Source organism: Hyphomicrobium sp. CS1GBMeth3 (genome assembly GCF_900117455.1).
Lineage (GTDB): Bacteria > Pseudomonadota > Alphaproteobacteria > Rhizobiales > Hyphomicrobiaceae > Hyphomicrobium_C.
The window spans coordinates 1,041,110-1,067,458 of record NZ_FPHO01000003.1 but is presented as its reverse complement, the minus strand read 5'-3'; the positions used below and the strand labels follow the sequence as shown (position 1 = coordinate 1,067,458).

At 63.4% G+C, this 26,349-nt stretch carries 25 protein-coding genes; 9 read left to right on the top strand and 16 right to left on the bottom strand.

The genetic code is table 11. The features are described from left to right. The first annotated feature begins 7 nt into the window (after window positions 1-7). From CS1GBM3_RS12315 to CS1GBM3_RS12305, 3 genes are read left to right on the top strand one after another with little or no spacing between them, the layout of a single operon-like run. Window positions 8-544: a c-type cytochrome gene (locus CS1GBM3_RS12315; RefSeq protein WP_083567847.1), complete on the top strand. Its 537-nt coding sequence runs from the start codon at window positions 8-10 to the stop codon at window positions 542-544. A gap of 25 nt (window positions 545-569) precedes the next feature. Then, a complete protein-coding gene (locus CS1GBM3_RS12310) occupies window positions 570-1,808 on the top strand; it encodes an ABC transporter substrate-binding protein (protein ID WP_072395644.1) in 1,239 nt (412 codons plus the stop codon). 26 nt (window positions 1,809-1,834) lie between these two features. Next, complete coding sequence (locus CS1GBM3_RS12305) at window positions 1,835-2,809, top strand: PQQ-dependent catabolism-associated beta-propeller protein (protein ID WP_072395643.1); 975 nt, start codon at window positions 1,835-1,837, stop codon at window positions 2,807-2,809. Window positions 2,810-2,875: 66 nt separating this feature from the next. On the opposite strand, the gene CS1GBM3_RS12300 is transcribed toward CS1GBM3_RS12305, so the two are convergent. The 5 genes from CS1GBM3_RS12300 to rpmI all read right to left on the bottom strand — a co-directional run bounded on the left by CS1GBM3_RS12300 (window position 2,876) and on the right by rpmI (window position 8,766). After that, window positions 2,876-4,243 carry an NAD(P)/FAD-dependent oxidoreductase gene (locus CS1GBM3_RS12300; protein ID WP_072397464.1) on the bottom strand — a complete coding sequence of 456 codons (1,368 nt, stop codon included), beginning with the start codon at window positions 4,241-4,243 and terminating at the stop codon, window positions 2,876-2,878. Window positions 4,244-4,412: 169 nt separating this feature from the next. Further along, window positions 4,413-6,845, bottom strand: coding sequence for a phenylalanine--tRNA ligase subunit beta (gene pheT, locus CS1GBM3_RS12295; RefSeq protein ID WP_072395641.1), 2,433 nt, complete (start codon window positions 6,843-6,845; stop codon window positions 4,413-4,415). 10 nt (window positions 6,846-6,855) lie between these two features. Then, complete coding sequence (gene pheS, locus CS1GBM3_RS12290) at window positions 6,856-7,929, bottom strand: phenylalanine--tRNA ligase subunit alpha (RefSeq protein ID WP_072397463.1); 1,074 nt, start codon at window positions 7,927-7,929, stop codon at window positions 6,856-6,858. A 211-nt stretch (window positions 7,930-8,140) separates the two neighbouring features. After that, window positions 8,141-8,509, bottom strand: coding sequence for a 50S ribosomal protein L20 (gene rplT, locus CS1GBM3_RS12285; RefSeq protein ID WP_072395639.1), 369 nt, complete (start codon window positions 8,507-8,509; stop codon window positions 8,141-8,143). A 56-nt stretch (window positions 8,510-8,565) separates the two neighbouring features. Beyond that, window positions 8,566-8,766 (bottom strand): 50S ribosomal protein L35, encoded by a 201-nt coding sequence (rpmI, locus tag CS1GBM3_RS12280; protein ID WP_072397462.1) that lies wholly within the window; start codon window positions 8,764-8,766, stop codon window positions 8,566-8,568. A gap of 640 nt (window positions 8,767-9,406) precedes the next feature. Here rpmI and CS1GBM3_RS12275 point away from each other — a divergent pair. Together CS1GBM3_RS12275 and infA are read left to right on the top strand one after the other, a co-directional pair. Continuing rightward, the gene (locus CS1GBM3_RS12275) at window positions 9,407-9,613 is read left to right on the top strand and encodes a cold-shock protein (RefSeq protein ID WP_072395637.1); all 207 of its coding nucleotides are present in this window, start codon (window positions 9,407-9,409) and stop codon (window positions 9,611-9,613) included. A 112-nt stretch (window positions 9,614-9,725) separates the two neighbouring features. After that, entirely contained in the window at window positions 9,726-10,007 is a 282-nt protein-coding gene (infA, locus tag CS1GBM3_RS12270) for a translation initiation factor IF-1 (protein ID WP_072395635.1), read from the top strand. Window positions 10,008-10,158: 151 nt separating this feature from the next. On the opposite strand, the gene CS1GBM3_RS12265 is transcribed toward infA, so the two are convergent. From CS1GBM3_RS12265 to CS1GBM3_RS12250, 4 genes are all read right to left on the bottom strand, one after another. After that, window positions 10,159-10,650 (bottom strand): hypothetical protein, encoded by a 492-nt coding sequence (locus CS1GBM3_RS12265; RefSeq protein WP_072395633.1) that lies wholly within the window; start codon window positions 10,648-10,650, stop codon window positions 10,159-10,161. A gap of 275 nt (window positions 10,651-10,925) precedes the next feature. Further along, window positions 10,926-11,987, bottom strand: a complete 1,062-nt coding sequence (locus CS1GBM3_RS12260) for a glycosyltransferase family 4 protein (RefSeq protein ID WP_072395631.1) — start codon at window positions 11,985-11,987, stop codon at window positions 10,926-10,928. Then, entirely contained in the window at window positions 11,987-12,781 is a 795-nt protein-coding gene (locus CS1GBM3_RS12255) for a UDP-2,3-diacylglucosamine diphosphatase (RefSeq protein ID WP_171946489.1), read from the bottom strand. The genes CS1GBM3_RS12260 and CS1GBM3_RS12255 overlap by 1 nt, the downstream gene beginning before the upstream one ends. Before the next feature lie 119 nt (window positions 12,782-12,900). Continuing rightward, complete coding sequence (locus CS1GBM3_RS12250; RefSeq protein ID WP_244534640.1) at window positions 12,901-13,773, bottom strand: transporter substrate-binding domain-containing protein; 873 nt, start codon at window positions 13,771-13,773, stop codon at window positions 12,901-12,903. A 218-nt stretch (window positions 13,774-13,991) separates the two neighbouring features. Between CS1GBM3_RS12250 and CS1GBM3_RS12245 the strand changes: the two genes are divergently transcribed. Together CS1GBM3_RS12245 and CS1GBM3_RS12240 are read left to right on the top strand one after the other, a co-directional pair. Further along, window positions 13,992-15,614, top strand: a complete 1,623-nt coding sequence (locus CS1GBM3_RS12245) for a glycosyltransferase (protein ID WP_072395627.1) — start codon at window positions 13,992-13,994, stop codon at window positions 15,612-15,614. A gap of 85 nt (window positions 15,615-15,699) precedes the next feature. Further along, a complete protein-coding gene (locus tag CS1GBM3_RS12240; RefSeq protein WP_072395625.1) occupies window positions 15,700-15,981 on the top strand; it encodes a hypothetical protein in 282 nt (93 codons plus the stop codon). Here CS1GBM3_RS12240 and CS1GBM3_RS12235 read toward each other — a convergent pair. Beyond that, window positions 15,960-17,342, bottom strand: coding sequence for a YiiX/YebB-like N1pC/P60 family cysteine hydrolase (locus tag CS1GBM3_RS12235; protein WP_139247904.1), 1,383 nt, complete (start codon window positions 17,340-17,342; stop codon window positions 15,960-15,962). The two genes, CS1GBM3_RS12240 and CS1GBM3_RS12235, sit on opposite strands and share 22 nt — an antisense overlap. A gap of 243 nt (window positions 17,343-17,585) precedes the next feature. Further along, window positions 17,586-19,040, bottom strand: coding sequence for a lytic murein transglycosylase (locus CS1GBM3_RS12230; protein WP_083567521.1), 1,455 nt, complete (start codon window positions 19,038-19,040; stop codon window positions 17,586-17,588). A gap of 245 nt (window positions 19,041-19,285) precedes the next feature. Between CS1GBM3_RS12230 and lepA the strand changes: the two genes are divergently transcribed. Beyond that, entirely contained in the window at window positions 19,286-21,088 is a 1,803-nt protein-coding gene (gene lepA, locus CS1GBM3_RS12225; RefSeq protein WP_072395623.1) for a translation elongation factor 4, read from the top strand. A 76-nt stretch (window positions 21,089-21,164) separates the two neighbouring features. Beyond that, entirely contained in the window at window positions 21,165-21,617 is a 453-nt protein-coding gene (locus tag CS1GBM3_RS12220) for a nuclear transport factor 2 family protein (RefSeq protein WP_072395622.1), read from the top strand. Between the two features lie 10 nt (window positions 21,618-21,627). On the opposite strand, the gene CS1GBM3_RS12215 is transcribed toward CS1GBM3_RS12220, so the two are convergent. The 5 genes from CS1GBM3_RS12215 to CS1GBM3_RS12195 all read right to left on the bottom strand — a co-directional run bounded on the left by CS1GBM3_RS12215 (window position 21,628) and on the right by CS1GBM3_RS12195 (window position 26,108). Further along, window positions 21,628-22,323 carry a cysteine hydrolase family protein gene (locus CS1GBM3_RS12215; RefSeq protein WP_072397456.1) on the bottom strand — a complete coding sequence of 232 codons (696 nt, stop codon included), beginning with the start codon at window positions 22,321-22,323 and terminating at the stop codon, window positions 21,628-21,630. 111 nt (window positions 22,324-22,434) lie between these two features. Continuing rightward, window positions 22,435-23,049: an SH3 domain-containing protein gene (locus CS1GBM3_RS12210; protein WP_072395621.1), complete on the bottom strand. Its 615-nt coding sequence runs from the start codon at window positions 23,047-23,049 to the stop codon at window positions 22,435-22,437. 144 nt (window positions 23,050-23,193) lie between these two features. Next, entirely contained in the window at window positions 23,194-23,472 is a 279-nt protein-coding gene (locus tag CS1GBM3_RS12205; protein ID WP_072395620.1) for a hypothetical protein, read from the bottom strand. A 134-nt stretch (window positions 23,473-23,606) separates the two neighbouring features. Next, window positions 23,607-24,884, bottom strand: coding sequence for a DUF2130 domain-containing protein (locus CS1GBM3_RS12200; protein ID WP_072397454.1), 1,278 nt, complete (start codon window positions 24,882-24,884; stop codon window positions 23,607-23,609). Between the two features lie 234 nt (window positions 24,885-25,118). Continuing rightward, window positions 25,119-26,108, bottom strand: a complete 990-nt coding sequence (locus tag CS1GBM3_RS12195; RefSeq protein ID WP_072395619.1) for an aldo/keto reductase — start codon at window positions 26,106-26,108, stop codon at window positions 25,119-25,121. Between the last annotated feature and the right edge of the window lie 241 nt (window positions 26,109-26,349).

Sequence of the window (26,349 nt, the reverse complement as noted above, 5' to 3'; positions counted from 1 at the left end):
TCGGAACGTGAGAAGTCATTTCCTAACGCTGATGCTTGCAGCAGCGATTTCAAGCGGAGCGCTGGTGGGCGCTTCCCATTCAGCCGATGAGCCGGCGCCTGCCGAAAAGGCGGAGGACGCGGCAGCATCCGCAGCCTCCGGCGCTGGGAAGAAATCGCCGATCGACGTGGTGAACGGCGCAGAGAAGGGGACGCTCAAAAATCCCTTCGATTGGAAGGATCCGGAAATCGTCAAAGAAGGCCACAAGATCTACATGGGCTTGTCCTGCAACGGCTGCCACGGCGGCGGCGGTGGGGGCGGAATGTGTCCACCGCTCACGAATGAAACCTGGGTTTATGGCGGCGATGACGACACGCTGTTCCGCCTGATCGTTCTGGGCAGCAAGGACCTTCAGGCCGCGGGCTATGCGCGCAAGGGCCAGGAAGGCGTCGTGGGTCCGATGCCTCCCTACAAGGATATCGTCGACGACTCGGACAGGATTTGGAAGGCCGTCGCCTGGATCCGCTCAGTCTGGGGCGGGCGCAAGGAAAAGATCACTTGGTGAGGTAAGGAGGCAGCGGCTCGTGACTATGGCCAGTAAAGTGAAACTCGGTTCGGCGGCCGCTGTAATTCTTGTTTTCGGTTGGCTGGCGGCGACAACAGCCGTCGCCATCCCCGAAGCGCCCAGCGAGGCGCCTCCCGGCGCGCTTGTCACGAAGATCGTCTATGTCGGCAAGCGGTATCCCGAGCCGTTGCCGCTGTCGCTGCTCGACAAACCGCTCAAGGACGAGGGCGTGCAGGGGGCGCGGCTCGCGATCAAAGAAAACAACATGACCGGCCGGCTCATCGAGCAGCACTTCGAGCTCGTTGAGGTGGTGGCGAAATCGACCGAGGACGTTGTGCCGTTGGTCAAGGCTCAACTGGCCAACAGCAACGGTTTGATCGTGGCGGACCTCGAGCCATCGGACCTTTTAGCGGTGGCGGATCTGCCGGAAGCGCGGGACGCTGTTATTTTCAACACTCGGTCGAGCCGTGATGAGCTTCGGCAGGAGGAATGCCGGAGCAATATCTTCCACATCATCCCGAACTGGGCGATGCGTGCCGACGCGCTTGCGCAATACCTCTCGTGGAAGAAGTGGCGCCGCTGGTTCGTGGTGCACGGCACGACGCCGGGGGATGTGGAGTATCTGGCTGCGATCCGCCGGGCGGCCAACAAGTTCGGTGCCAAGATCGTCGAGGAGCGCTCGTACGAGTTCGATGCCGGCTCGCGGCGCACGGATTCGGGGCACCAGCAGATTCAGACGCAGATGCCGATGCTGACGCAGGGGGCGCCCGAGTATGACGTCATTTTTGTCGCCGACGCGGGCGAAGCATTTGGCGACTATCTGCTGTTTCGCACCTACGAACCGCGGCCCGTGGTGGGCTCGCAAGGATTGCAAGCCGTGGCCTGGCACCGCTCGTTCGAGCAGTATGCCGGCACGCAACTCCAGAACCGTTTCGAGAAGCAGGCCGATCGCTTCATGACGGAGCGCGATTTCACGGCTTGGCTCGGCGTCCGCGTCGTGGGCGAGGCTGTAACGCGAACAGGCCAGAACAGGATAGGGGCCGTCAAGGAGCGCATTCTTTCGCCGGAGTTCGAGGTGGCAGGCTTCAAGGGCGTCGGACTGACGTTCCGCAAGTGGGACCATCAGATGCGCCAGCCGATCCTGCTCTCGGGCCCGCGCACGCTGGTTTCGATCTCGCCGCAGGACGGGTTCCTGCATCAGAAGTTTCTCACCGACACCATGGGCTTCGACGAGCCTGAAACGAAGTGCCGGTTCGAAAAATAAGAGACTGCTACTCGGAGAGGACGACCATGAAGCGCTTTTCCGCGGCCGCAGCCTGTGCGGCGGCTGCTCTCACGCTGGCCGGCGGGCCAGCTTTCGCGGCGACGATCTTCGTTTCCAACGAGAAAGACAATACCGTCACGGTGATCGATAGCGAGACGCTCAATGTCATCAAGACGCTCGAGACGGGTGCGCGGCCGCGCGGCATGGTTCTGACGCCGGACATGAAGGAGCTGCTCATCTGCGTGGGCGATGACAATCGGCTCGACGTGGTCGACACGGAGACGCTCGAGATCGTGCGCACGCTGGACTCGGGGCCGGATCCGGAGCTGCTCGATGTGGATCCGCCGGGCGAGCGCATCTATATCGCAAACGAGGACGAAGGCTACGTGACGGTGCTCGAGCGCGAGAGCGGCAAGGTGCTGGCCGAGATCCCGGTCGGCGTCGAGCCCGAAGGTATGGCGGTCTCGCCGGACAACACGTTCACGGTGGCGACGTCCGAGCAGACCAGCATGGCGCACTTCATCGACAACAAGACGTTCAAGGTGACGGCGAACATCCTGGTCGACACGCGCCCGCGCGTTGCAGAGTTCACGCGGGACGGCAAGCTCGTGTGGGTGACTGCGGAGATCGGCGGCACGGTGGCGGTCATCGATCCCGCGACGAAGAAGATTGCCAAGAAGTTCGGGTTCGAGATTCCGGGCGTGCGGCGTGAGCTGATCCAGCCGGTCGGCGTGCGGTTCACGAAGGACGGCAAGACGGCGTTCGTGGCGCTGGGACCGGCCAATCGCGTTGCCGTCGTCGATGTGGCGACCTACAAGGTCAAGGACTACATCCTGGTCGGGCAGCGGCCGTGGCACATGGCGCTGAGCCCCGAGGGCGACAAGCTCTATGTCGCCAACGGTCTAACCAACGATATGACAATCGTCGACGTGGCGACGCTGAAGCCAGAGAAGTCGGTGCCCGTCGGCCGGCTGCCGTGGGGCGTGATCGTGAAGCCGTGAGGTTCGGCGAAACCCCGGGGGGACCGGAAGCGATATGCGGATCGCTTCCGGTCGATTTCGCGATCGTCAGTGCAGCTTGACATGCGGCTCGGTGCGGCGCGTCAAGAGCCGCGAGACCGAATCCAACGCCACCTTCCAATAGCCGTGCAGCGCCGTCTCGTGCATCTTGTAGAGCGAGCGGTACATCAGCTTGGCTACGAAGCCCTCGATGATCATCTTGCGGCCGGTGACGAAGCCCATGAGGCTGCCGACCGTCGAATAATGGCCCAGCGAGACCAGCGAGCCGAAGTCGCGATACTTGAACGGCTTCAGCGGCTCGCCGCGCAGGCGTGCTTTCATCTGCTTGACGAGGTGGGACGCTTGCTGGTGCGCCGCCTGCGCCCGTGGCGGAACGGGGTAGGTCTCGCCCGGCGGCACGAGATAGGCGCAGTCGCCGAAGGCGAAGACGTTGGGGTCGCGCGTCGTCTCGAGTGTCGGCTTGACGACGAGCTGGGTCGAGCGGCTGACCTCGAGACCATCCAGGTTTGCGAGCACGTCGGGGCCCTTGACGCCGGCCGCCCAGACCACAAGCTCGGAGCCAATGAAGTCTCCGTTGGCGAGCTTCACGCCTTCGGCGGTGACCTCGGTGACGCGTGCGCTGGTGCGGATGTCGACGTTCAGCTTCTGCAGGATCTCCGTCGTTGCCTCGGAGATCCGCGGCGGTAGCGCCGGGACGATGCGATCGGCTGCTTCGATCAGCGTGATCTTGATGTCCTTCTCGGGATCGATCTTGTCGAGACCGAAGGCCACCACGCCGCGCGCCGTGCCGTGCAGCTCGGCGGACAGCTCCGTGCCCGTTGCGCCGGCGCCGATGATAGCGACGTGCAGCTGATCGGGACGGATCGGATCAGGCTGCGTATTGGCGCGCACGCAGGCATTCAACAGACGACGGTTGAAGCGCTCGGCTTGCTCGGGCGTGTCCAGCATCATGGCGTGCTGCTTGACGCCCGGCACGCCAAAGTCGTTGGACACGCTGCCGATGGCGATGATCAGCGTGTCGTAGGGGACCCAACGGTCAGGCGTGATCTCGCGGCCGTCCTCGTCGACGGTGTGGCCGAGGTGCACGAGCTTCTTTGAGCGGTCGAGGCCGATCATCTCGCCGTAGCGGAATTTGACACCGTGCCAGTGGGCGTGCGCCTGGTACTCGACCTCGTGGCGGTCGACGTCCATGCTGCCGGCTGCGATCTCGTGAAGAAGCGGTTTCCAGATGTGGGTGCGAGAGCGGTCGACCAGCGTGATCGCAGCCTTGCGGCGGCGGAACCAGCCGTCCTTGCCGAGCTTGTTGCCGAGCCGGGTTGCGAGTTCCAGTCCGCCCGCGCCACCTCCCACGATGACGATGTGATGCAGGTCGGGCCTCGGCAGCACCAGGGGAGCCGCGCCTTCGTTTGTTGTCATGGTGTCATCAGCAACCATCTCGTGTCTCCCGCACATGATTGGCGCAGTCTTCTAGCAGGAATGGGCGGGTCGGGGCGATAGAATATCGGATAGAGCAGCCATGCGGGAACCGCTGGCGCGCGCCGAAACACGCCGCCGCTCTTGTGTTCCAGCAGGGTAACCAAGACCTTTAGCTGCGGATCTCGCCGCCGGTCGCTTTCCTGACGTCGGCGATGACCTTCTCGGCGACCGCCTCGATCTCCTTGTCGGTCAGGGTCTCGGCGCTGGGCTGCAGCGTCACCTCGATGGCGACCGATTTCTTGCCCTCGGAAGCGAGCGCGCCGCCTTCGAAGACGTCGAACACGGTCACGGCGGAGATCAGCGCCTTGTCCGAGCCGAGCGCGGCGCGGACGACGTCACCCGCATTGGCGCTCTTATCGAGGACGAACGCGAAGTCACGCCGGACGGGCAGAAGATCGGAGGCGGCAAGCGGCGCCTTGGCGCGTGACTTGCGCTTCTCTGGTGGGAGCGCCTCGAGGAACACCTCGAAGGCGACCACGGGGCCGGCGACGTCCAGCGCCGCGAGCGTGCCAGGGTGCACCTCGCCGAAGTGGGCGAGCACGGCCTTGGGGCCGAGGCGCAGCGTGCCGGAGCGGCCCGGGTGATACCAAGCCGGCGCGTCGCGCGTGATCTGCGCCTTGGTGACGTCGAGGCCGAGCGCCGCGAGGGTCGCGACGGCGTCGGCCTTGGCGTCGAAGACGGTGACGGACTCGGCCTTGCCGTCCCAGTGACGGTCGCCGCCGGAAAGATTTGCGGTGCCGGCGCGGACGCCGGCGGCCGAGAGGAATTGGTCTTCGGGGCGGTCTCCGCGATAGGCCTGGCCCAGCTCGAACAGCGCGACGTCGGCGAAGCCGCGGTTGCGGTTGCGCTCGACGGCCGTCAGCAGGCCGGGCAACAGGCTCGGCCGCATCACGGCAAGGTCCACCGAGATCGGGTTGTCCAACTCGACGAGCGACGTGCCGGCCGCAAACAGCTCTGCTTGCGGCTTCGGAAGGAACGACCACGTGACCGCTTCGACGAGGCCGCGGGCCGCGAGCACGCGCCGGGCGCGGCGCGCGCGTTTCTGCGTATCGGTCAGCACGCGGCGCGCGACGCCGCTCGTGCGCGGCAGGGCGGTTGCCGGGATGCGATCGATGCCGGTGATGCGGACGACCTCCTCGACGAGGTCTGCGGGGCCATGGATGTCCGGGCGCCAGGACGGCGGCGTGACCTCGATCACGTTGCCGTCGCCGACGAGCACGCAACCGAGCGTCTCGAGGATGGTCGTGATGTCCTTGGCGGGAAGCGAGAGGCCGGAGAGCTTCTCGACGCGGTTGAGATCGAACACGATGGCGCGTCGCGTGTCGGGGACCTTGCCGGCGACGGTGGCCTTCGACGGCTTGCCGCCGCAGAGCTTCAGGATCATCTGTGTCGCAAGATCAAGGCCCGGAAGCACGCTCTCGGGATCGACGCCACGCTCGAAGCGGTAGCGCGCGTCGGTGACGAGGCCTGTCTTGCGGCCGGTGGCGGCCGTACGCACGGGATCGAAGTAGGCGCTCTCGATCAACACGTTCTTGGTGGCGTCGGTGGAGCCTGAGGCATCGCCCCCGATGATGCCGCCGAGGCCGAGCGGGCCGCTGTCGTCGGCGATCACGCACATCGTGTCGTCGACGACGTGTTCCCTGTCGTCGAGGCCGAGGAATGTCTCACCGGCCTTGCCGAGGCGCGCGCGTACGGCACCCTTGAGCTTGTCGACATCGTAGACGTGCAGCGGGCGGCCGCGATCCTGGCTGATGTAGTTCGTAACGTCGACGAGGGCGTTGATGGGCCTCAGGCCAACGGCGCGCAGGCGGTTCTGCAGCCAATCGGGCGATGGGCCGTTGCTGACGCCTTTGATGAGGCGGCCGGCAAACACCGGGCAGGCATCCTTGGCGCTCTTTGGGAACTCGAGCTTGATGGCCACGGGATTGTCGAAGGCGCCTTCGACGCCTGAGATGGCCTTCTCGGGCTTCAGCGTGCCGATACCGGCCGCGGCGAGATCGCGCGCAATGCCTCTGACGCCCGTGCAGTCGGGCCGGTTCGGCGTCAGCTTGACCTCGAATACGGGATCGTTGAGGCCGACGGCGTTGATGTAGGCGTCGCCGACACGCTCGGCCAGCTCCTCGGGCAACTCGATGATGCCCGCGCTATCGTCGGACAGCTCGAGCTCGGCTGCCGAGCACATCATGCCGTTCGAGACGACGCCGCGCACGGGCTTTTTCTCGAGCGTGATGCCGGAGCCTGGAATGAAAGTGCCGAGCGGGGCGAACACGCCGACGAGGCCGGTGCGCGCATTGGGGGCGCCACAGACGACCTCGAGCGGGGGCTTGCCCTTTTCGACCTCGACCATGACGATCTGCAGCTTGTCGGCGTTGGGATGCCGCTTTGCATCGACGATGCGCGCGACACGGAATGCGCCGAGCTTGGCGGCCGGATCCTCGACGCTTTCGACCTCGAGGCCGATGGCCGACAGCTTGGTTACGATCTCGTCGACCGGTGCGGTCGTCTTGAGATGGTCCTTGAGCCAGGACAGCGTGAATTTCATGGGATGCTCCTCAGCTCGAGAGGCCGCCGGCGAGGGTCGGCACGTCGAGCACGGAAAAGCCGTAGTGGCGCAGCCAGCGCAGGTCTGCGGAGAAGAAGGCGCGCAGATCCGGCACACCGTATTTCAGCATCGTAAGGCGGTCGAGGCCCATGCCGAAGGCGAAGCCCTGGTAGCGCTCGGGGTCGAGGCCGCAGTTGCGGAGCACGTTCGGGTGCACCATGCCGCAGCCAAGGATCTCGAGCCACTGTCCCGGCTTGCCAATGGCCTCGGCGCCGATGTCGACCTCCATCGAGGGCTCGGTGAAGGGGAAGTGCGAAGCGCGGAAGCGCATCTTCACGTCCGAGACTTCGAAGAACGCCTTGCAGAATTCCTCGAGCACCCATTTCAGGTGGCCCATATGAGTGGTCTCGTCGATGACGAGGCCCTCGATCTGGTGGAACATCGGCGTGTGCGTCTGGTCGCTGTCGCAGCGGTAGACGCGGCCCGGCGCGATGATGCGGATCGGCGGCTTGCGGCTTTCCATGGTGCGGATCTGCACGGGGCTCGTGTGCGTGCGCAGCACCAGCCGCGAGCCGTCGGGCTTCGGCGGGAAGTAGAAGGTGTCGTGCTCCTGGCGCGCGGGATGCTCCGGCGGGATGTTGAGCTTGCCGAAATTCATCTCGTCGGTTTCGATGTCCGGTCCTTCGGCGACGTCGAAACCGAGATCGGCGAAGATCTCGACGCACTCGTCGAACACCTGGCTCACCGGATGGATGCGGCCGAGCGCTTCCGGCCCCGGCCGCACGGGCAGCGTGACGTCGGCGCGCTCACTTGCGAGGCGCGCTTCCAGCGCAGTCGCCTCGAGATCGGCGCGACGCGCCTCCAGTGACTGTGCGACGGCATCTTTGACGGCGTTGGTGGCCGCGCCGAAAGCCTTGCGCTCGTCAGGCGGCAACTTGCCGAGCTTGGCCATCTGCTCGGCAATGCGCCCCTTCTTGCCGAGCGCCGCGACGCGGACGGCCTCGATGGCCGCGAGGTCGCCAGCGTTTGCGATCTCGGCCAGCAACTCGGCCTTCAGCGTTTCGAGTTCGGATGTGCCAGACATCACGCGCCTCATTTCATCGCTTCATACGATCTCAGGGTGTCATCCCGGACATCGCGCGGCCAAGGCGTTCGAGCTTGGAGGTGAAGTCAAGTGCGATGTGCTGGCCCGCACGATGGGCTGGGATCCAGGGCAGCCGCGCCAGTCCGTGGCGAGCCCTGAACCCCGGCGTGGCGCACACGTGCGCCGCGGCCGGGATGACAGGAAGAAGGGCTTAAGCCGCGGCCTTGCCGGCAGCAGCGGAAGCCTGATCGACGAGCGCCTTGAACGCAGCCGCGTCATGCACGGCGAGGTCTGCCAGCACCTTGCGATCGATCTCGATCCCGGCCTTCGAGAGGCCGAAGATAAATCGGCCGTAGGTCAGGCCGTGCTCGCGGGTGGCGGCATTGATGCGCTGGATCCAGAGCGCGCGGAACGTGCGTTTCTTGCGCTTGCGGTCGCGATAGCCGTACTGCAGAGCCTTCTCGACGGCCTGCTTGGCGATGCGGATCGTATTCTTGCGGCGGCCATAATAGCCCTTGGCGGCCTTCAGAACCTTTTTGTGCTTGGCGTGGGCGGTTACACCGCGCTTTACGCGTGCCATGGGTTTGCTTCCTTAGATGACGGAACAAAGGGGTAGGCTGGGCTCGAAAGACGAGCTCAGCGGGCGTAGGGCATGTATTTCTTGACGATCTTGGCGTCGCTGTCGTTGAGCACCATGGTGCCCCGCGCGTCGCGAATGAACTTCGCGTGACGCTTGATCATGCCGTGCCGCTTACCCTGGGCCGCGGCCTTAACCTTGCCTGTGCCCGTCATCTTGAAGCGCTTTTTGGCGCCGCTCTTGGTCTTCAACTTGGGCATTTTGCTCTCCTTCATATGGAAGCGGTCCCGCATGCCCGGCCTGAACGGCGGGCGGCCCCACGGCTCACCACGCCCGGAAGGCGCGGGAGAAAGGGCTGCTTTTTGCGGAATCCGCGGATCGTCAAAAGCATGAAAGCCGCCACGGCATGCCCCGCCGGGCGGCTCCGCGGCGACTTATACGGGTGGGCCTTTCCTTTTGCAATACGGAGGTTTCGCCGTTCTACCGGAGCATCCCGCGAGGAACGGCTTGCCGTTTCAGAAATCCTGTAATGACGACAAAACTTTAGGGGCGTTGCTTAGCGTAATCTCTGGAATGCTTAAGCTTGCGGTTGCATAAAATATGACAGTTACAGCATGGAGATGGGTAGTCCATGCAGGGGGTGGAAACTTACCGGCGCGCGATCATTATTTGCTCGTGCCGTTCAATTTCTAGTACTCATGGTGGACCGGTGATCGTAGTCTTCGAACCCGGTACAACATCTTGCCTTTATAGAAAAGGCGGGCCATATAGGGCCATCGAACACGCCTTGGTTCACTCTGCGACAGCGGGCCACGCTGAAACTGGAAGTCTCCATCGCGCGATTTGATGACATCTCCGGTCATCGGGTCCGGAGATATGACTTGCTTTGGAGGCACTATAATGGCGAACGGCACGGTAAAGTGGTTCAACGGTCAGAAGGGGTACGGATTCATTCAGCCCGAAGAAGGTGGTGCTGATGTGTTCGTGCACATTTCGGCCGTGGAGCGCGCCGGTCTGCAAACCCTTCGTGAGGGACAGAAGATCGCTTACGAGACTGAGCGTGGGCGCAACGGCAAGATCGCTGCCGTCAACCTGCGTCCGCTCTGAGCCAAGACAGAGTTTTTCAGGAACGGGGAGCGGAACGTTCTGCTCCCCGTTTATCTTTGCATTCGCCGGTTGATCGGCTCTGCCGCGATCCTGGCCAGCCAAGGAGTATGAATTGGCGAAGGAAGAGATGCTCGAGTTCGAAGGCGTGGTGGAGGAGGTTCTGCCGGACGCCCGCTGCCGCGTGAAGCTCGACAATGGACATGAAGTCATCGCCTATACGTCCGGGCGCATGAAGAAGAACCGCATCCGTATTCTGGCCGGCGATAAGGTCACCGTCGAAATGACGCCCTATGACCTTACGAAAGGCCGCATCAACTTCCGTCACAAGGACACGCGCTCTGGCCCGCCGCCGTCCTCGGTCGGTCCCGGCGGTGGTCCGCGCCGCCCGCGCTAAGGCGCTTCGCGAACAGGGCGCCGGCACTCTGAGTGCCCGCGCCGCTCGAGACGTTTTTTATCTGATCTTCAGAAGGGGTTGGTCGAGGCAAGACATCGTCTTGCGTCGACCTCTCCGGCCCTAGGCCGGAGCAGGCAACGCATTGCCGGTATCAGGGGTATGCGAAGCCGAAACGGAAGCGCGTAAGCTTGCCGTGCTGGAATTCATACTCTGCGTAGTAGACGGGATATCCGAAGGCCTTGAGCTCCGGGTCCTTGTCGGCGTTCGCGATCTCGTACTCGAAGAACAGCTCGTTGCCGGTCTTCTGATGCGTCTTGAAGCAGGTCCCGAAGCGGGACTGCACGTCGCGCACGCTCATGCCGAGCTCAATGCCTTGCCCGGTTCTGAATTTTTCGATCGGCAGGTCGGGTAGCGTCAGGGCCTCGGTGCTCGCTTCGCGTACCTCGACTTCGGCGTACTCGTCGTCGTCAGCACCATAGTGAGAAAACAGGACCAGCTCCTCGGCGCCGTTCGTCGAGACAAAGCGTGCGTGTGGGAGATCGTCCTCGCTCTCTTCGATCTTCGCGTTGGCGCCGACTACCTTGATGGCGCTGTCGCGGTTGGTCAGGACGATGCCGCTGATCGAGGTGTCGGGGTTTTTCATCCGACATTTGGCTGCGGTTTCTCCGGTGAAGCCGCAGCCCAGAATAAGGATTGGAAGGGCCCAGCTGATCCATGAACGCAATGGCATCAACAGCCTGATCTCGCCGTACGCCCGAGCGCATTGCGGACACACATGCTGATCCGCTTGCGCCTTTCAAGGCAGGTCTTCCCGGAAGGCTCTAGAGCATAGCCAATTCCGACTCGGTCGCCAGTCCAAATTCCCATCCCAACCTTACGAATGACGTAAGGCCTATTTGATCGAATGGAATGCTGGACTTAGACGGCGCGGGCGCGGCCCATTTGAATGCGTCGGATAGCGTTCTCGTCGCGCTGGCGCGTCAGCGCGAGGGCGCTCTCGATATTCGCGAGAAACAGCTTAGCCGCGGCTTCCCAGGTGAACGCCAGCGCCGCCTGACGGACCCGGGCGCGGTCGAGGCTTTGTGCGGAAACAGCCGCGGCGCCCAGGTCGTCCGACAGGATGCCGGAAATGCCGGGGGCTATCAGATCCTTGGGACCGATCGCGGGGAAGGCGGCCACCGGCACGCCACAGGCCATGGCCTCGAGCATGACCATGCCGAACGTGTCCGTTAGGCTCGGGAACACGAAGACGTCGGCGGAGGCGTAGCAATCGGCGAGGTCCTGGCCTTCGCGGACGCCTGTGAAAACAACTTGCGGATAGCGCGCTTCGAGTTCGGCGAGCTGTGGACCGTCGCCGACCACAACCTTGGTGCCCGGAATATCGAGGCGCAGAAAGGCCTCGATATTCTTTTCGATCGCGACGCGGCCCGCGTAGAGGAAAACCTGGCCGTTGCCGAAGAGGCGCGCGGGGCGCGGGCGGAATAGCTCCGTATCGACCCCGCGGGTCCAGGGCAGGATGCGGTCGAAGCCGCGCTGGTCGAGGTCGGCCGCCAAGCTCTTGGTTGCGACCATCACGCCGGCGCTCGGCGCGTGAAAGTGCCGTTGCGCGGCGTAGACCCAACGCTCGGGGATGGGCCAGCGGGCGCTCACGTAGTCGGCAAACCGCGTGTGGAAGCTGGTGGTGAAGGGCAGGGCACGGCGCCGGCAGTAGGCGCGGACCATCCAGCCGACAGGTCCCTCGGTTGCGATGTGGATGGCCTCCGCCCGCGCTTCGTCGATCAGGGTTGCGCAGCGTTTGCGGTCAGGGATGGCGAGGCCGATCTCGGGATAGCTCGGGCACGGCACGCAGCGGAAGTTTTCCGGGCCGAGTACGATCAGCTCGCATTCCAGCCGGCGCAACTCGAGCGCGAGACGCTGGTAGGTCCGCACGACGCCGTTGATCTGAGGAGCCCACGCATCGGTTGCGAGGAGTAGCCGCATTACGCCGCCTGAAGGGCCGGATCCGGGAGGGACTGTGCTTCGCGCTCGCGCAAGACGTCATGCCAGCGGATCAGCTCCAGCTCTCCTGACGGGCCTTCTCCGATCGCCGTGCAGCTCTCAACCCAATCTCCGGTGTTGATGTAATGCACGCCGTCGATGTCTCGGCTCGCCGCGTGATGGATGTGGCCGCAGATGACGCCGTCCACGTCGTGACGGCGGGCTTCCTCGGCGAGGTTCTTCTCGAACTCTCCGATGAAGCTTACCGCCGTCTTCACGCGATGCTTCAGGTATGCCGAGAGCGACCAGTAGCCGAGGCCCAGGCGGCGGCGGATGAAGTTCAGTGGCCAGTTCGACCACAGGGCCAACTCGTAGCCGCGGTCTCCGAGGAAAGCGAGCCAGCGGGCGTAGCGCACGACCACGTCGTACTCGTCGCCGTGAAGGACGATGAAGCGGCGCCCGTCGGCTGTCGTGTGCATCGCCTGGCGTTCGATCTCGATGCCGCCGAAGTGCATGCCCGCGTAATCGCGGATGCCTTCGTCGTGGTTGCCCGGGATGTAGATGATGCGGGTGCCCTTGCGCGCCTTGCGCAGCAGCTTCTGGAGCACGTCGTTGTGGGTCTGCGGCCAGACCGCGCCGCGCTTGATGCGCCAGAAATCAAGGATGTCGCCTACGAGGTAGATGGTTTCCGCCTCGGTGTGCTTCAGAAAGTCGAGCAGCATATCGGCCTGGGACGCGCGTGTGCCGAGATGCACGTCAGAGATGAACAACGTCCGGTAGAAGCGCTCAGTCCCCATGCTCCCCTCCGCATTTGAGCGGGTCATGGGCCCCTTACACGGGATTTGCATTTCAGGAGTATGACAGTCCGAACGCCGACGGGGGTGCGCCGTTGCCGCGGTGCAACGAGTTGGCAGTCTTAGTAAATGCGCACGGGAAAGTAGCGCTCGACCAGCTCTTGGAAGCGGCCGCTCTGGCGCACGCGTTTCAGGGCTGTGTTGATGAGCGACTTGATCTGCGGGTCGTTGCGCGGCAGCGCCACCGCGAGGCCGTCGCCGAAGTATTTGGGCTCGAGGAAAGCATCGCCGCGGAACTCGCAGCACTGGCGCGAGAGCGATCCATTGAGCCAGAACGCGAGGCTGATGGCGTCATCGAAGACGAGGTCTACTTTGGCCTGCTGCAGCGCCTCGCGGGCGAGCTCCGGGTTCTCGAACAACACGATACGGCTGTCGCGGTAGAACGCCTTGACGAAGGCCTCGTGCGCCGTGCCCTTGGCGACGCCGATGGTCACTCCGTCCAACTCGTCGGGTGTGGTCGCGTGCTCGGCATCGCCCTTGCGGGCGGCAAAGCGGCCCGGCGTGTAGAAGTAGCTGTCGGAGAAGTCGACCTCGGCAAGGCTCGTTGCGGATACGCGGTGCGCGGCGATCACGGCGTCGGCGTCGCCGCGCCTGAGCCCAATCAGAAGTTCCTCCCAGGGGCGCACCTTGATGTCGCAGGCCGCTCCTGCCTCGAGGCAGATGGCGCGCGCGAGATCGACATTGAAGCCCGAGAGCACGCCTTCGTCGTCGTAATAATTGAAAGGCGGGAACTCGCTTTCGGTCAGGAAGCGGATGACGAAGCGCCGTGGTTCGGATGGCGCGGCCGCAATCGCATCGCTTTCCTGGGCCGAGGCTTGGAAGCTCAGTCCGGCCAGGAGACAGACACCGAAGACGGCCGCGAGCGCGCATACGAGGATGCGGCTGCCGGGCAGGCTGCGTGCTGCGGTGCGGGAGTGGATGCGAGGGATCATCATGTGATGGGCGGCGTCCGCGGTATGGATCAGAATCCTATTTAACATCGGAACCAATATGGCAAGATCATCCGCGGCGGGAGCTGTGTGAAAAGCTCCCTTCGGCGGAGCCTGATCGATCGGCAGGCGCGTTTCGCCGCGCGCAGGCCTCTCGAGGCGGCTCCGGGGGATAGCCGCGGGCGGATCGTGCCCGGGGGGAGGCGCTGGGGGGCATTTTCAAGGTGTCTGAGCGACTTGACGGCCGTGTCGAAGCGGCGCGCCAGGCCACGGGGCTGCGTGCGATGCTGGCGTGGTCCCGCAGCCGACAGGTTGGCTTGTGGCGGGCCCCGGCGCGTCCGACGCTGCGTAAGGTTCCTTCTCCCTCGCCATCGGAACGGGGTGGCGCTGACATCGATCAGGCTGCCATCGGCTTGCGCCGTCTGCGGCCGGACCTTTCGGCGGGCGAACCCACATGGGCGTGGCAGAAGTGGACGCTCGTTTCCCTGCTGGTTGCGCTGGGGGGTGCCGGCGTCGCAGTACCGCAACATGCCCTGTTCGTGCTGGTGGCCGTTCTGGTGCTGCCGTTTTCTTGCGTGGTGGCGCTGCGCTCGGCGGCCTTGTGGTTCACGGCGGCCGACAAGCGCCGTGGTGCGAGCGCCGGTTCAGTCGTCCTCATCGCCGAGGCCGAGCTGCCGCGGTATTCGCTTCTCGTTCCCCTCTACGATGAGGCCGACGTCGTCCCAGATCTCGTCGCGGCGCTGAGCGCAATCGATTATCCGCGCGATCGGCTCGAAGTGTTTTTGATCGTCGAGGCGGCGGATCTTGCGACACGTCGGGCCGTGTCGGCGGTGACACTGCCGTCTTTCATGACGGTTGTGATTGTGCCCGACGGCAATCCGCGCACCAAGCCGCGCGCACTCAACTTCGCGCTTCACTGCGCAACCGGGGATGTCGTCGTCGTTTACGATGCGGAGGATGTGCCGGAGCCGGACCAGTTGCGGCGGGCGGCCGGGTTGCTCGCCGCGAGCCCGCGAATTGGCTGCGTGCAAGCGCGTCTCAATGTGCTCAATGCCGACGAGACTTGGCTCACGCGACAATTCGCGATCGAGTACACGGCGCTGTTCGATTGCCTGCTGCCGACGTTCGAGCGGCTGGGTCTGCCCGTACCTCTTGGTGGAACCTCCAATCATTTCCCCCGCGCCGTGCTCGAAAAAGTCGGCGCCTGGGACCCTTACAACGTCACGGAGGATGCCGATCTCGGCATTCGGCTGGCGCGCTTCGGTCTCGATGTGAAAGTTGTCGCCTCGACGACCTGGGAAGAGGCGCCAGACAACTTTTCGAGCTGGCGCAACCAGCGGACACGGTGGCTCAAGGGCTGGATGCAGACGTATCTCGTTCATATGCGCCGGCCGCTCGAAACGGCGCGGGACCTCGGCTGGGCGCGCTTCTTCGGATTTCAGGTGCTGATGGGCGGGCTCATCCTCTCGGCCTTGGTCCATCCCTGGTTCTATGTGGCGGCAGCGGTCGAGGTGGCGTTCGGGCCGCTGCAAACGCTGCATCACCATGCGCTCTCGGACGTCATCACCGCGCTTGGGCTGGTCAATCTGGTGCTCGGTTATGTGACGGGTGTCGCGCTTGGTTGGGCGGCGGTCGTCGGGCGCGGCCGGTGGAAACTTGCGGTGTGGGCACTCACCATGCCGATCTATTGGCTTTTCATTTCGTTCGCTGCCTATCGCGCGCTCCTCCAACTCGCGAGTGCGCCCTACAAGTGGGAAAAGACCCGGCATCGGCCGCGAGCCGCCTTCATCGGCCAAGCTTCTGCGGCGGCGGGCACTGGCGAGCCATCCGGACAGATCAAAGTTTAACGAAGTCTTGAACGGCCCTTTGAGGTGTTTCCCTTAGCTTTGTCCGGTGGGCTCAGGTGAGCCTGGTCTCCAAGGACGCGTTTCCATGGGTACCTTGAGTGCTGTTCTGCTGTTCGTGATCGCGCATATCGTGGCCTGGTCTGCACTGGGCGGCGGCTGGCGCGGTGCGGCGCGAGCGCCGTTTGCCGTGTTCCTCCCGGCGCTCGCCCTTCTCCTGCTCAATGCGGTGGTGACCGATTCCTTCGAGAGCCTCGGTGCCACGGTCATGACGCTCGTGACTTGGGAGATGCTCTATCTCTTCCTGTATGTTTGCTTGAGGCTGATCTCGCGGCCCATTACAGCCCGTCAAGCCCTGCCGCGCAGATAGCCGACATGTCCGCTGGACACCTCGCGCAGACGCTCGAGGTGGTCGAGCATCTCGCGTGCGTGCAGCGGGAAACCCGTCATGCGGACGTGGTCCTCGTCGAGGGCGGCCAAGGAGGGCATCACATCCTCCGCCGATTTGTGCAGCATGACGATGGTTGCCACACATGAGCGGCTCATGTTGCGCGGGACCTTGGGGAAGACACGCGATAGCAGGTTCTTGGCGCCGTTCGAAAGGTAGCTGGACAGGCGGCCAAAGATGGAAATCAGGCGGATGACCGGCGTTTCCTCGAAGCGGTAGCCGCGCGTTTCCATCCACTCGAAGAACTTGGTCATGATCATGTCCTGGCGACGCAGAACGGGCGTCACCCGGTAGTCGCGCCATTCGGCGATGAGGTCGAAGCGGGTGTCGAGGTCGATGTCACCCGGAGCGAAGCTTTCCTTGGCGCGCACGCCGACAGCCTGCAGAAAGGCCTTGTTGTTGCGATGGTCGAAGCGCGTCTTGAAGGCCGGGAGCTGGAGCGCGCCGTCCGTTGCATCGGCGTAAGCCTGCGCGACGAGCTTGGCGCAGAAGAGCTTGCGGCGGCCCCTTAGGCGCATCGTGAAATCGTACGGGATATGGGAGGCAAAGCCCGTTTTGCTCGCGAGAACCCGTTCGTAAGCGAGCTTGGCAGCCTGGGCAGCCAGCGCGGGGTTCGGATGGCGGTAGAGGACCATGCGGCCGACGTTGTGATCGAGCACGGACTCCAATGTCGTGAGAATGGAGCCTTCCTCGATCAGGGCCTCGACCACCCAATGCTTGCCCGCGTTGTCAATGTAGATGATGGCGATATGGCTGAACTGGCTGTCGACGTCGCCGATGCGGGCGATAGCAGCGCTGTTGTGTGCGCTGCCGCGCATCAAGAGCAGGTCGCCGGAGCGAAACGGAATGTTCTCGCCAGCGTCGAAGGCGGGGTGCACGAGCGTGTTCCATGACCGGCCCGTAAAGGCGCGCCTCGTGGACTGACCTTTCTCGAGCCTTTCGTTGTCGGCGGCGATCTCGCCCAGCATGTCTTCCGCGTAACGTGCGATGCGGAACACGTCTCGCAATGCACCCTGAGCAGGGCGGTTGAAGATCCCCTGCACTTGCCAAGCCGGGATGCGGTCGCGCAGGCGCATGCGCGCCTTGAAAAGCGTGCGCAAGAGCTGTGGCGCGGCCTGAGTCACCGCGGCACGGTCCAACTCGGCCGGATCGGTCTCGTTTATGATCTGATAGAGGGAGCGCAGAGCCGTCTCGAGCTCTTCGGCGGTCTCAAACTGCCGGCTGGCGACTGCGGTGACCTCCGCCAAGCGGTCTTCGAGTCCACTCACGACCGATCGCTGCACGGCTGCCAACTCCTACCCGTTCTCGTACTGCCTTCTACGACAGTCCCCTCTGTCGAAAAATGCTCAGCGTCTCCTTAACGCCGGCCGCTCCGACACACGGACATTCTGACGCTGCCAAGCCCATTTTGCACGAGCTTGGCGGCGCCATGATGGGCTCTTTGAGTTCGATTGATAGGGTGAGACGCGGGGATGGTAAAGGCACGGAGCCGCGTTCAAGCGCCGGGCGCGGTCGATCTTTTGTCCCTAGGAACCTCTGCGCAACGCTGAGAGCAGCTCCGGCGTCGGATAGGCGTCGGCAGGCAGCTTCAGCCTGATCTGCATCTCTTTGATGGCCTGGCGGCTCTTCAAGCCGATCAGGCCATCAATCTCGCCGACGTCGAAGCCGCGGGCGGTCAGGAGGCGCTGCAACTCCTTGGCCTCTTCAATGCTCAGCACCGGGATGCCTTCACGGCCGCGGAGCATGGCCGGGGCGCCGTCGATGCGGGTCGCGAGGTAAGCGGCGGTGACAGCGTAGTTCAGCGACTGGTTCCACTGCAGGTACACCTCGAAATTCGGGAAGGCTAGGAAGGCAGGCCCGAAGCGCCCCATCGGCAGCAGGAGCGAAGCCGGCATGTCGTCGGTCTCGAGCGCGCTGCCGTCAGACTTGGTCACGCCCCAGGCGGCCCACTTGGAGCGCGGGTGCTTGATGGTCAGGTCGGACTGGTCCCATTGAAGGTTGCTTGGGACGCGGACCTCTTCAATCCACGGCTCGTTGGGTCGCCAGCCGAGATGAGACATGTAGTTGGCCGTGGTGCCGATGATGTCGGTGGGACTGGCAAACAGGTCGGGGCGGCCGTCGCCGTCGTAGTCGATGGCGTGCTCGAGATAGCGGGTCGGGAGGAACTGGGTCTGGCCGATCTCGCCGGCCCAGGAGCCGATCATCGTCTGCGGGGTCATGTCGCCCCGCTCGATGATGCGCAGGGCTGCCTTCAGCTCGTCACGGAACATGGGGCCACGACGGCAATCGTACGCCAATGTCACGAGCGAGCGCATGATGGGTAGCTTGCCCATGCCGGCGCCGAAGTCGCTCTCAAGCGCCCAGAAGCCGGTGATCACGGCCGGGTGGACGCCGAATTCCTTCGTGGCGCGGTCGAAGGCAGCCTGATTTCTCTTGATCTGGGCGCGGCCGTTAGTCACTCGATTGGGCGTGGCCAGCTTGGCCGAAAAGTCGAGGAAGCTCTGGGCAAAGAAGCCCTGGCGGCGGTCGCGGGAGATCACGCTCTGATCGGGTGTCATGCCGGCGAGGGTGCGGTCGATGACACGCTGGCTGATGCCTTCTGCGGCTGCTTCGCGTTTGAAGTCGCGCAGCCAGGATTCGTAGGTCCACGTGGTCTTGCAGTTGCGGGGTGCGGGCGGGGGCGGCAGGCCCTTCGTCGAGACACGCGTGGCTGTCGCAGGCGCTTGCTGCGTCGGGGGGGCCTGTACTGCGGTCGCGGTGGCTGCAGGCTGCGTCGGCTCGGCGGACGGCGTTTCGGCCGGTGGGGCCACAGGTGTTGCCATTTCTTCGGGAGCGGGTGCCTTTTTCTTTTGGGCCGGCTTGGCTTTCGGCGCGTCGTCCATGGGACCAAACTGGATGGCGCCGGCGCTCGCCGGATGTGAGTGTGTGGCGGCGGCAAAGCTGGCCAAGGCCGCGAACGCAAAGAGTGAAGCAAAGCGCATTCGATTTATCCCGTTTCGGTCCCAAAGGGCACTCATGCCGAGGCATGTGGCGCCGTCAAGACGACGGACGGCCAAAGGTTTCTTTGTTTGTTGGCCCTTACCGATGCCTACCGAGGCATCGGTACAAATATTAGAATGATTCCAGATTGATAGGTGGCCGTTTTTCGTTTGCGCGGTTTAAGGCCGCTCCGGGTCGCCTTGCAACGCCCTTTTGCCTTTCCGAGCGAGGTGATAAGCACGCGCGCATGACCGATATTTCGCTGATCCGAAACTTTTCCATCATCGCGCACATCGACCACGGCAAGTCCACCTTGTCGGACCGGATGATCCAGATTTGCGGCAACGTCACCAACCGCGAGATGAAGGAGCAAATCCTCGACTCGATGGACATCGAGCGCGAGCGCGGCATCACCATCAAGGCGCAGACCGTGCGCCTCGACTATAAGCACACGGACGGCAAGACCTATCAGTTGAACCTGATGGATACGCCCGGGCACGTGGACTTTGCCTATGAAGTCTCGCGGAGCTTGGCCGCCTGCGAGGGCGCCATCCTGGTGGTGGACGCGAGCCAGGGCGTCGAAGCGCAGACGCTGGCCAACGTCTATCAGGCCCTCGACAACAACCTCGAGATTTTGCCGGTGCTCAACAAGGTGGACCTGCCGTCCGCCGACGAGGACCGGGTCAAGAAACAGATCGAGGACGTGATCGGACTCGACGCGTCTGATGCGATTGGCGTGTCTGCCAAGACGGGTCTCAACGTGGAGGCCGTGCTGGCGGCCATCGTCGAGCGGCTGCCGCCACCTAAGGGTGATGCTTCGAAGCCGCTCAAGGCCATGCTGATCGACAGCTGGTATGATGCCTATCTCGGCGTCATCGTGTTGGTACGCATTATCGACGGCACGCTGAAGCGCGGCCAGAAGGTCACGATGATGGCCACGGGCGGCAGTTATCAGATCGAACGCGTCGGCATTTTCCGGCCGAAGCAGGAGATGCTGCCGGAGATCGGGCCGGGCGAGGTCGGCTTCTTCACGGCTGCGATCAAGGAGGTCGCGGATACGCGTGTCGGCGACACGATCACGGATGAGAAGAATCCGACGGCAGAGCCTCTACCGGGCTTCAAGCCGGCGCAGCCGGTGGTGTTCTGCGGTCTGTTTCCTGTCGATGCGGCGGACTTCGAGGACCTGCGCGATGCCATGGGGCGTTTGCGCCTGAACGACGCGAGCTTCTCGTTCGAGGCGGAAAGCTCGGCGGCGCTGGGCTTCGGTTTCCGCTGCGGGTTCCTCGGGCTTTTGCATCTGGAGATCATCACCGAGCGGCTTGAGCGCGAGTTCAACCTCGACCTGATCACGACGGCGCCGTCGGTCATCTACCATCTGCACATGACGGACGGCTCTGTCATCGAGCTGCACAATCCGGCTGACATGCCCGATGTTGTCCGCATCGATCACATCGAGGAGCCGTGGATCGAGGCGACCATTCTGGTGCCGGACGACTATCTGGGTGCCGTGCTGAAGCTATGTCAGGACCGGCGCGGACGGCAGAAGCAGCTCACGTATGTGGGCACGCGGGCCATGCTCGTCTACGAGCTGCCGCTCAACGAAGTGGTGTTCGATTTCTACGACCGACTGAAGTCTGTTTCGCGCGGGTATGCCTCTTTCGACTACCAGATCAAGGGTTACGAGGAGAACGATCTCGTCAAGCTTTCGATCCTGGTCAATGACGAGCCCGTGGACGCGCTGTCGATGATCGTGCACCGGACGCGTGCCGAAAGCCGCGGGCGGGCCATGTGCGAAAAGCTTAAGGAGCTGATCCGCCCCCACCTGTTCAAGATTCCGATCCAAGCGGCCATCGGCGGCAAGGTCATCGCGCGCGAGACGATCAGTGCGCTCAGGAAAGACGTGATCGCCAAGTGTTACGGTGGCGATATCACGCGCAAGCGCAAGCTCCTCGACAAGCAGAAAGCCGGCAAGAAGAAGATGCGCGAGTTCGGCAAGGTCGAGATTCCGCAGGAGGCGTTCATTGCCGCGCTCAAGATGGACGAGAACTGAGTTGATCAATATCAATGTTGAAGGTTCGTGACAGACCTTAGATGGCAAGCGAGCACGCTAGGCAGGAGATGCAGCGATGCCGGGAGCCAAGGACGAGGAGGTTTTCCGAACGGCGGTTCGCCATTGGAGCGACGGAAACTTTTCCGGAGTGCTTGCCCTCCTGGCCGACAACATCGTCCACAACGTCAACGTCGATGCGCTGCAGATTCCCTGGGTGTCGAGCGCCGTCGGTAAGCCTGAGGTTTCCGCCAGGCTGAAGCTCATCGCCGATACGTTCATCATCAATGCATTTATTGTCGAAAGCCTCGTCCGTGAGCGCGACGAGATCCGCGCCAGCGTGCTTGGATATCACCGACATCGGAAAACGGGCGAGCGGTTGGATGTGAAGGTGAGATTTCGCGTCCGCGTGCGTGATGGCCTAATCGTCCGGATCGATGAGTTTCTTGATGCCGCTTACGTCGGGGCGTTCGAGCGCTTCGTGCGCTATCTTGAGCAGTCTGCGCAGGAGGCGGGCCTCAGCTTGCCTTGAAGGCCCGACGTCAGGACAGTTCCATGATGGCCTTGAGCTCGGCTGCCGACATCACGTGGCAGTAGATCATATTGATGATCTCGAGCTCTTTCTGATGCAGCTCATCGCTGCCGGCCGCGCAGCAATCCTCGACGACAATGACGTTGAAGCTTTCGTCCGCCAGGCTGCGCACGGTGGAGGAGACGCATTGGTCGGTGAAGATTCCGCAGCAAATCACTGTCTTGATGCCGAGGTTGGTCAGGATCAGGCGTAGGTTCGTGCCGGTCAGCGCGCTGTCGGTGGTTTTCGTCACTACGATTTCGTCGCCTTGTGGTGCGAGCGCGTCGGGGATTTGCGAGGGCCATTCGTCTTTCGGCAGCAGCAGATTGTTCCAGCCCGGCATTTTCTGCGAGAGGGAGCGGTCGCGACCATCCTTGGTGTGGCAGGCGATGCGCGCGAACAGGCATTCGACGCCGTGCGTGCGAAAGGTGCTTAGAAGGTCCTGAGTGCGCGGGATCACGGTTGCGTGCATGCGCTCGTGAAAGGGAGTCCAGGCGTCGTAGTCGGACTGTTCCGCAGGTGAGAGCGAGGCCCGATCGGGGCGGGCGAGATAGACGTTCTGGACGTCGATGACGAGAAGCGCGGTGTGGGCTTTGTCGAGGTCGGGATCATCCGGTTCCGGTGCGCCGCGGTAGTAGATCGATCGGTACGCCGTCTTCCAGCTCATGACCAGCATCCCCCGTCGTTTCCGGGATATTAGAGGAGCGGCGGGGCAGGGCGAATGGCGCAATTCGTCATATGAAAAAGCCCCGGCGGGTTGCGCCGGGGCTTTCGATTGTCAGCGGTGGTCGTGGCCGCGGTGATCTCGACGGTCATCGCGTCGGTCGTCACGACGATCGTCGCGCCGGTCGCGGTTCGGACGCTTCCAATTGCGGAAATCCGACGGCGGAGCGCGGAAGCCCGAGGGAGCGCGGTAATCCTTGCGCCACCAGCCGGGGTTGCGCTTGCCTGGAGGCGGTGCGCGCCAGCCAACGCGCGGGCGAACCTTGTGCGTATACCAGCGCGAACGATCCTTGTACCAAGGACGGCCGACGTAGTGGCGGTCCCAGTACTCGCGTGCGGCGAAGGCTACAATCGGGATGGCGAAAGCGGCAGGGCCAACGTCGGGAAGAGCGACATAGCCGCCGCCACCGCGCTGCTCGAACGCGAGGTACTCGCTGAAGACCCAACCGCGGTTACCAGCCCAAATAACGTCACACCAGGACTCGTCGCGCAAGCAGCCCCGAATGTCGATGTCGTCACCTTCGGGAATGACGCCGACGCTTGGGAAATCGATATCGGGGCCGGTCCGGATGTTCACGTTGGCGGTGGAAAAGCCGGGAGCCGCCTGAGCCGCAGCTGCCCCGAGCATCGTCAGGCCGGCAATGGCGCTGATCAACCTTATCTTTCTCATGATCACTCCTCGTTGGGTCGAGCGAACCCAAGATTCACCCAATGGTGACGTGATCATGGCAGCTGCCGCTTTACGTCGTGATGACGCCGGCAGCGCTATGACCGCGCCGATCATGAGAACGTGGGGGTGCGGAAAATCCGTCGCTCAATCCCGGCGCAAGCGGCGTTCGAGACGGCGGACCTGGGGAAGATCAAAGACGTCGTGGTGGGGGCTTGCGCCCGGAGGATAGTCCTCGGCGAATTTGTACCCACCATCACACCACGGATTGCCATAGTAGCCGAAGGGCCCATTGTAGGGCGTGCAATCGCGTGTGGCTTGGCGCTCGCGGGCATATTTGTGCTTTCCGCCGGCAAAGACGTCGGCTGGTACGGCGGCCAGCGTCGCGAGTGCAAGTGCAGCTGCAATCGGTTTTCCGAGATTCATCGAGATCTTCCGCGGCTGTGAAGCGCTTCGTGCGTGCCTTGAATGTGAGCCCCACTCGCCCCGGGCGCAACCCCGGGGCTCGACAAAGTCTTACTTTAGAGTTCAGCAGGCTTGCGGCCTGTGGCGGTGCCTCATCAGTCGACGCCTTCGAGCGTGCTCGCCTCGAGCATTGGCAGTGTCAGGGCGTCGATCTCGTCGAGCGCCTTGCCGGCAATGCCCTGGACGTCGCCGTACATGCCGACAGTTGCCTCGATCACGCCCTTGATCTGCGCCTCTCGCTTGGCCCACAGGCGGGTCATGGCCTTGCGCTCGCGCTCCAGGTCCGCCTGCATATCGGAAAATTTCTCGACGATGGCTTCCACGCGATGGCGGAAGCGCGGGCCGGTCAGGTAATCGTAAACCAGCTCCATCTTCGTCTCCTGCCCTTCACGGGCGTGGCGTGCTCCGGCGAGCTCGATCAGCGATTGGCGCAGGGCGATCGCAACGGGAATTGCGCAGCGCGCCTCAACCACCCAGACGCCGTCTATGAAATCGAAGGCAACGACGTCTTTCGGCAAAGCATTCGAGACGAGCAGTGCGATCTCCGCCTTGGCGGCGCGCTGATCGCCCCTCAACTTTGCGAGCCAGCCGTCGCTCCAGTTCTTGGTGCGCTTCGATTCCCAGAGGATGGTGCCGCACGACTGGTCGAGCGGGCCCATCACGCGCTGGAGAACGTCGCCGCCGAATTCACCTTTCGGCACAGGCTCGATGACGTCGCGCGGGAATTTCATGCTCAGCGTCTTCTCGAGCTCGAGCTCGAGCGCCTCGCCCTGCAGCTGCTGCGAGCCCTGCTCGGCCTTGCGCTTCAAATCTTCGATCTGGCGCTGCATGGAGGAGATCTGCTCCTCCTTCTCGAGCACACGCAGCTTCAAGGCCTCCTCCGCCTCCTGGCGCGCCTTGTTGCGCACTACGGCGAGGGATTCCTGCACCTTCTTCTCGATGGTGAGATCCATCTCGCGTTTGGCGTCGTCGAGCTCGCGCTGCTTGCGGATGAGGTCTGCCTGCGTCTTCTGTGCCTCGGCGAGCTTTGCGTCACGCTCGGCCAAAACATCCTGCAGATCCAAGAGCTGCTTGTTCTTCTGATCGATCTCGGTGGCCGCAAGCAGCTTGGCCTTTTTCCGCTCTTCGGCGGCAATATGCTCGCGCTCGGCGGCGACCTGTGCGGCAATCGCATCGGCGATCGAGGCGCGTTCCTTGGCCAAAGCGGCCTGGTCGTTCTTCAGCATGCTTTCGCGCTTGGCCATTTCGGCGTCTTTGCGCGAGAGCGCGTCTTCGTACTTCTTGCGCGTCACCTCGATCAGAGGTGCGGCGAGGGACTCGGTCAGCTTGATCTCGGTGCTGCAGCTCGGACATTTGATGGTGGGCTCAGTCATGCCGTGCATTCACTCCTGATTTCGGCTCGGTGGACGAAGCTTCGCTTCATCCGACTCGGCGCAAAGAAACGCTCACCCGCAGCGGCGCGAGGTGCAACGGCCGCCTGGGACGCGAATGAATTTGTTCCTGTTATGTTCTCTGTTTTTGAGCCGGCCGTCAACAGCATTTGTCGTGTGGAGGACGTCCTACAACCCGGGCGTCCGTCCGTGCTTCTTTTCGTGACGGCAGGCCGGCTAGCCGTTGACGGCGCTCATCATGGCTTCGGGGTAGCGGGTGCCGGATGCCACGCCTTTCGGAAATGCGGCTTCGATCGCAGCCAGCTCTTGGGTCAAAAGCGCGATGTTGGCGGCGTTGGCATTCTGCTCGAGGTACTTGCGTCGCTTGGTGCCGAAGAGCGGCACGACGAAATCGCGTTGGGCGAGCAGCCAAGCCAGCGCCAGCTCGGACGGGCTTACGCCCTTGCTCGCCGCGATCTCGCGCACCTTGTCCACTAGGGCGAGGTTCTTCTCCAAGTTCGCGCCTTGGAAACGCGGGCTCGTGCGGCGGTAATCGTCGGGGGCAAAATCGTTTGGGCTCTTGATGGCGCCGGTCAGGAAGCCGCGACCGAGCGGGCTATAGGCGACGAAGCCGATGCCGAGCTTGGCGCAGGTATCGAGCACGCCATCCTCGGGATCGCGCGTCCACAGCGAGTACTCGGTCTGGACCGCAGTGATGGGGTGCACTTTATGTGCGCGGGCGATTGTTTCGGGGGAGGCTTCGCTCAGGCCGAGGAAGCGCACCTTGCCTGCTTTCACGAGCCCCGCCATGGCACCCACCGTCTCCTCGATCGGAGTCTCGGGGTCGACGCGGTGTTGGTAGTAGAGGTCGATGTGATCGATCCCGAGACGGGAGAGGCTGCCGTCAATCGCCTTACGCACATAGTCCGGACGGCCGCTGATGCCGCGAACAGTCGGATCGTTCGGGTCGCGCACGATACCGAACTTGGTCGCGAGAAAGACGCGGTCGCGCTTTCCCTTGAGGGCACGTCCGACGAGTTCCTCGTTGGTGTGAGGGCCGTACATGTCGGCGGTGTCGAGGAAGGTAATGCCGAGTTCAAGCGCGCGATGAATGGTGGCGATCGATTCCGCGTCATCGCGGGCGCCGTAAAAATCCGACATGCCCATGCAGCCGAGCGCCAGGGCGGAAACTTCCGGGCCCTTCGGGCCAAGGGTGCGCGTTTTCATGGCTGGGGCTCCTTCAGGGTGGGGACTGCGGTGGCCGGCATATAGGCGCAAGTGCCCGCCTGACCAAGGCCACGATAACGCGATGACAAACTCCTCTTGCCGATTGATCAGTGCGTATCCTGCAAGATGTCCTGGCGAACTTTGCCTGCCTTGACCTTGTGAAAATGTCGCAGTCACGCGCTCAATCGTGGGCCAGCGGATGAACGTCTGCGGCTTGGAGGGCCCGGCAAGGGCACCGAGC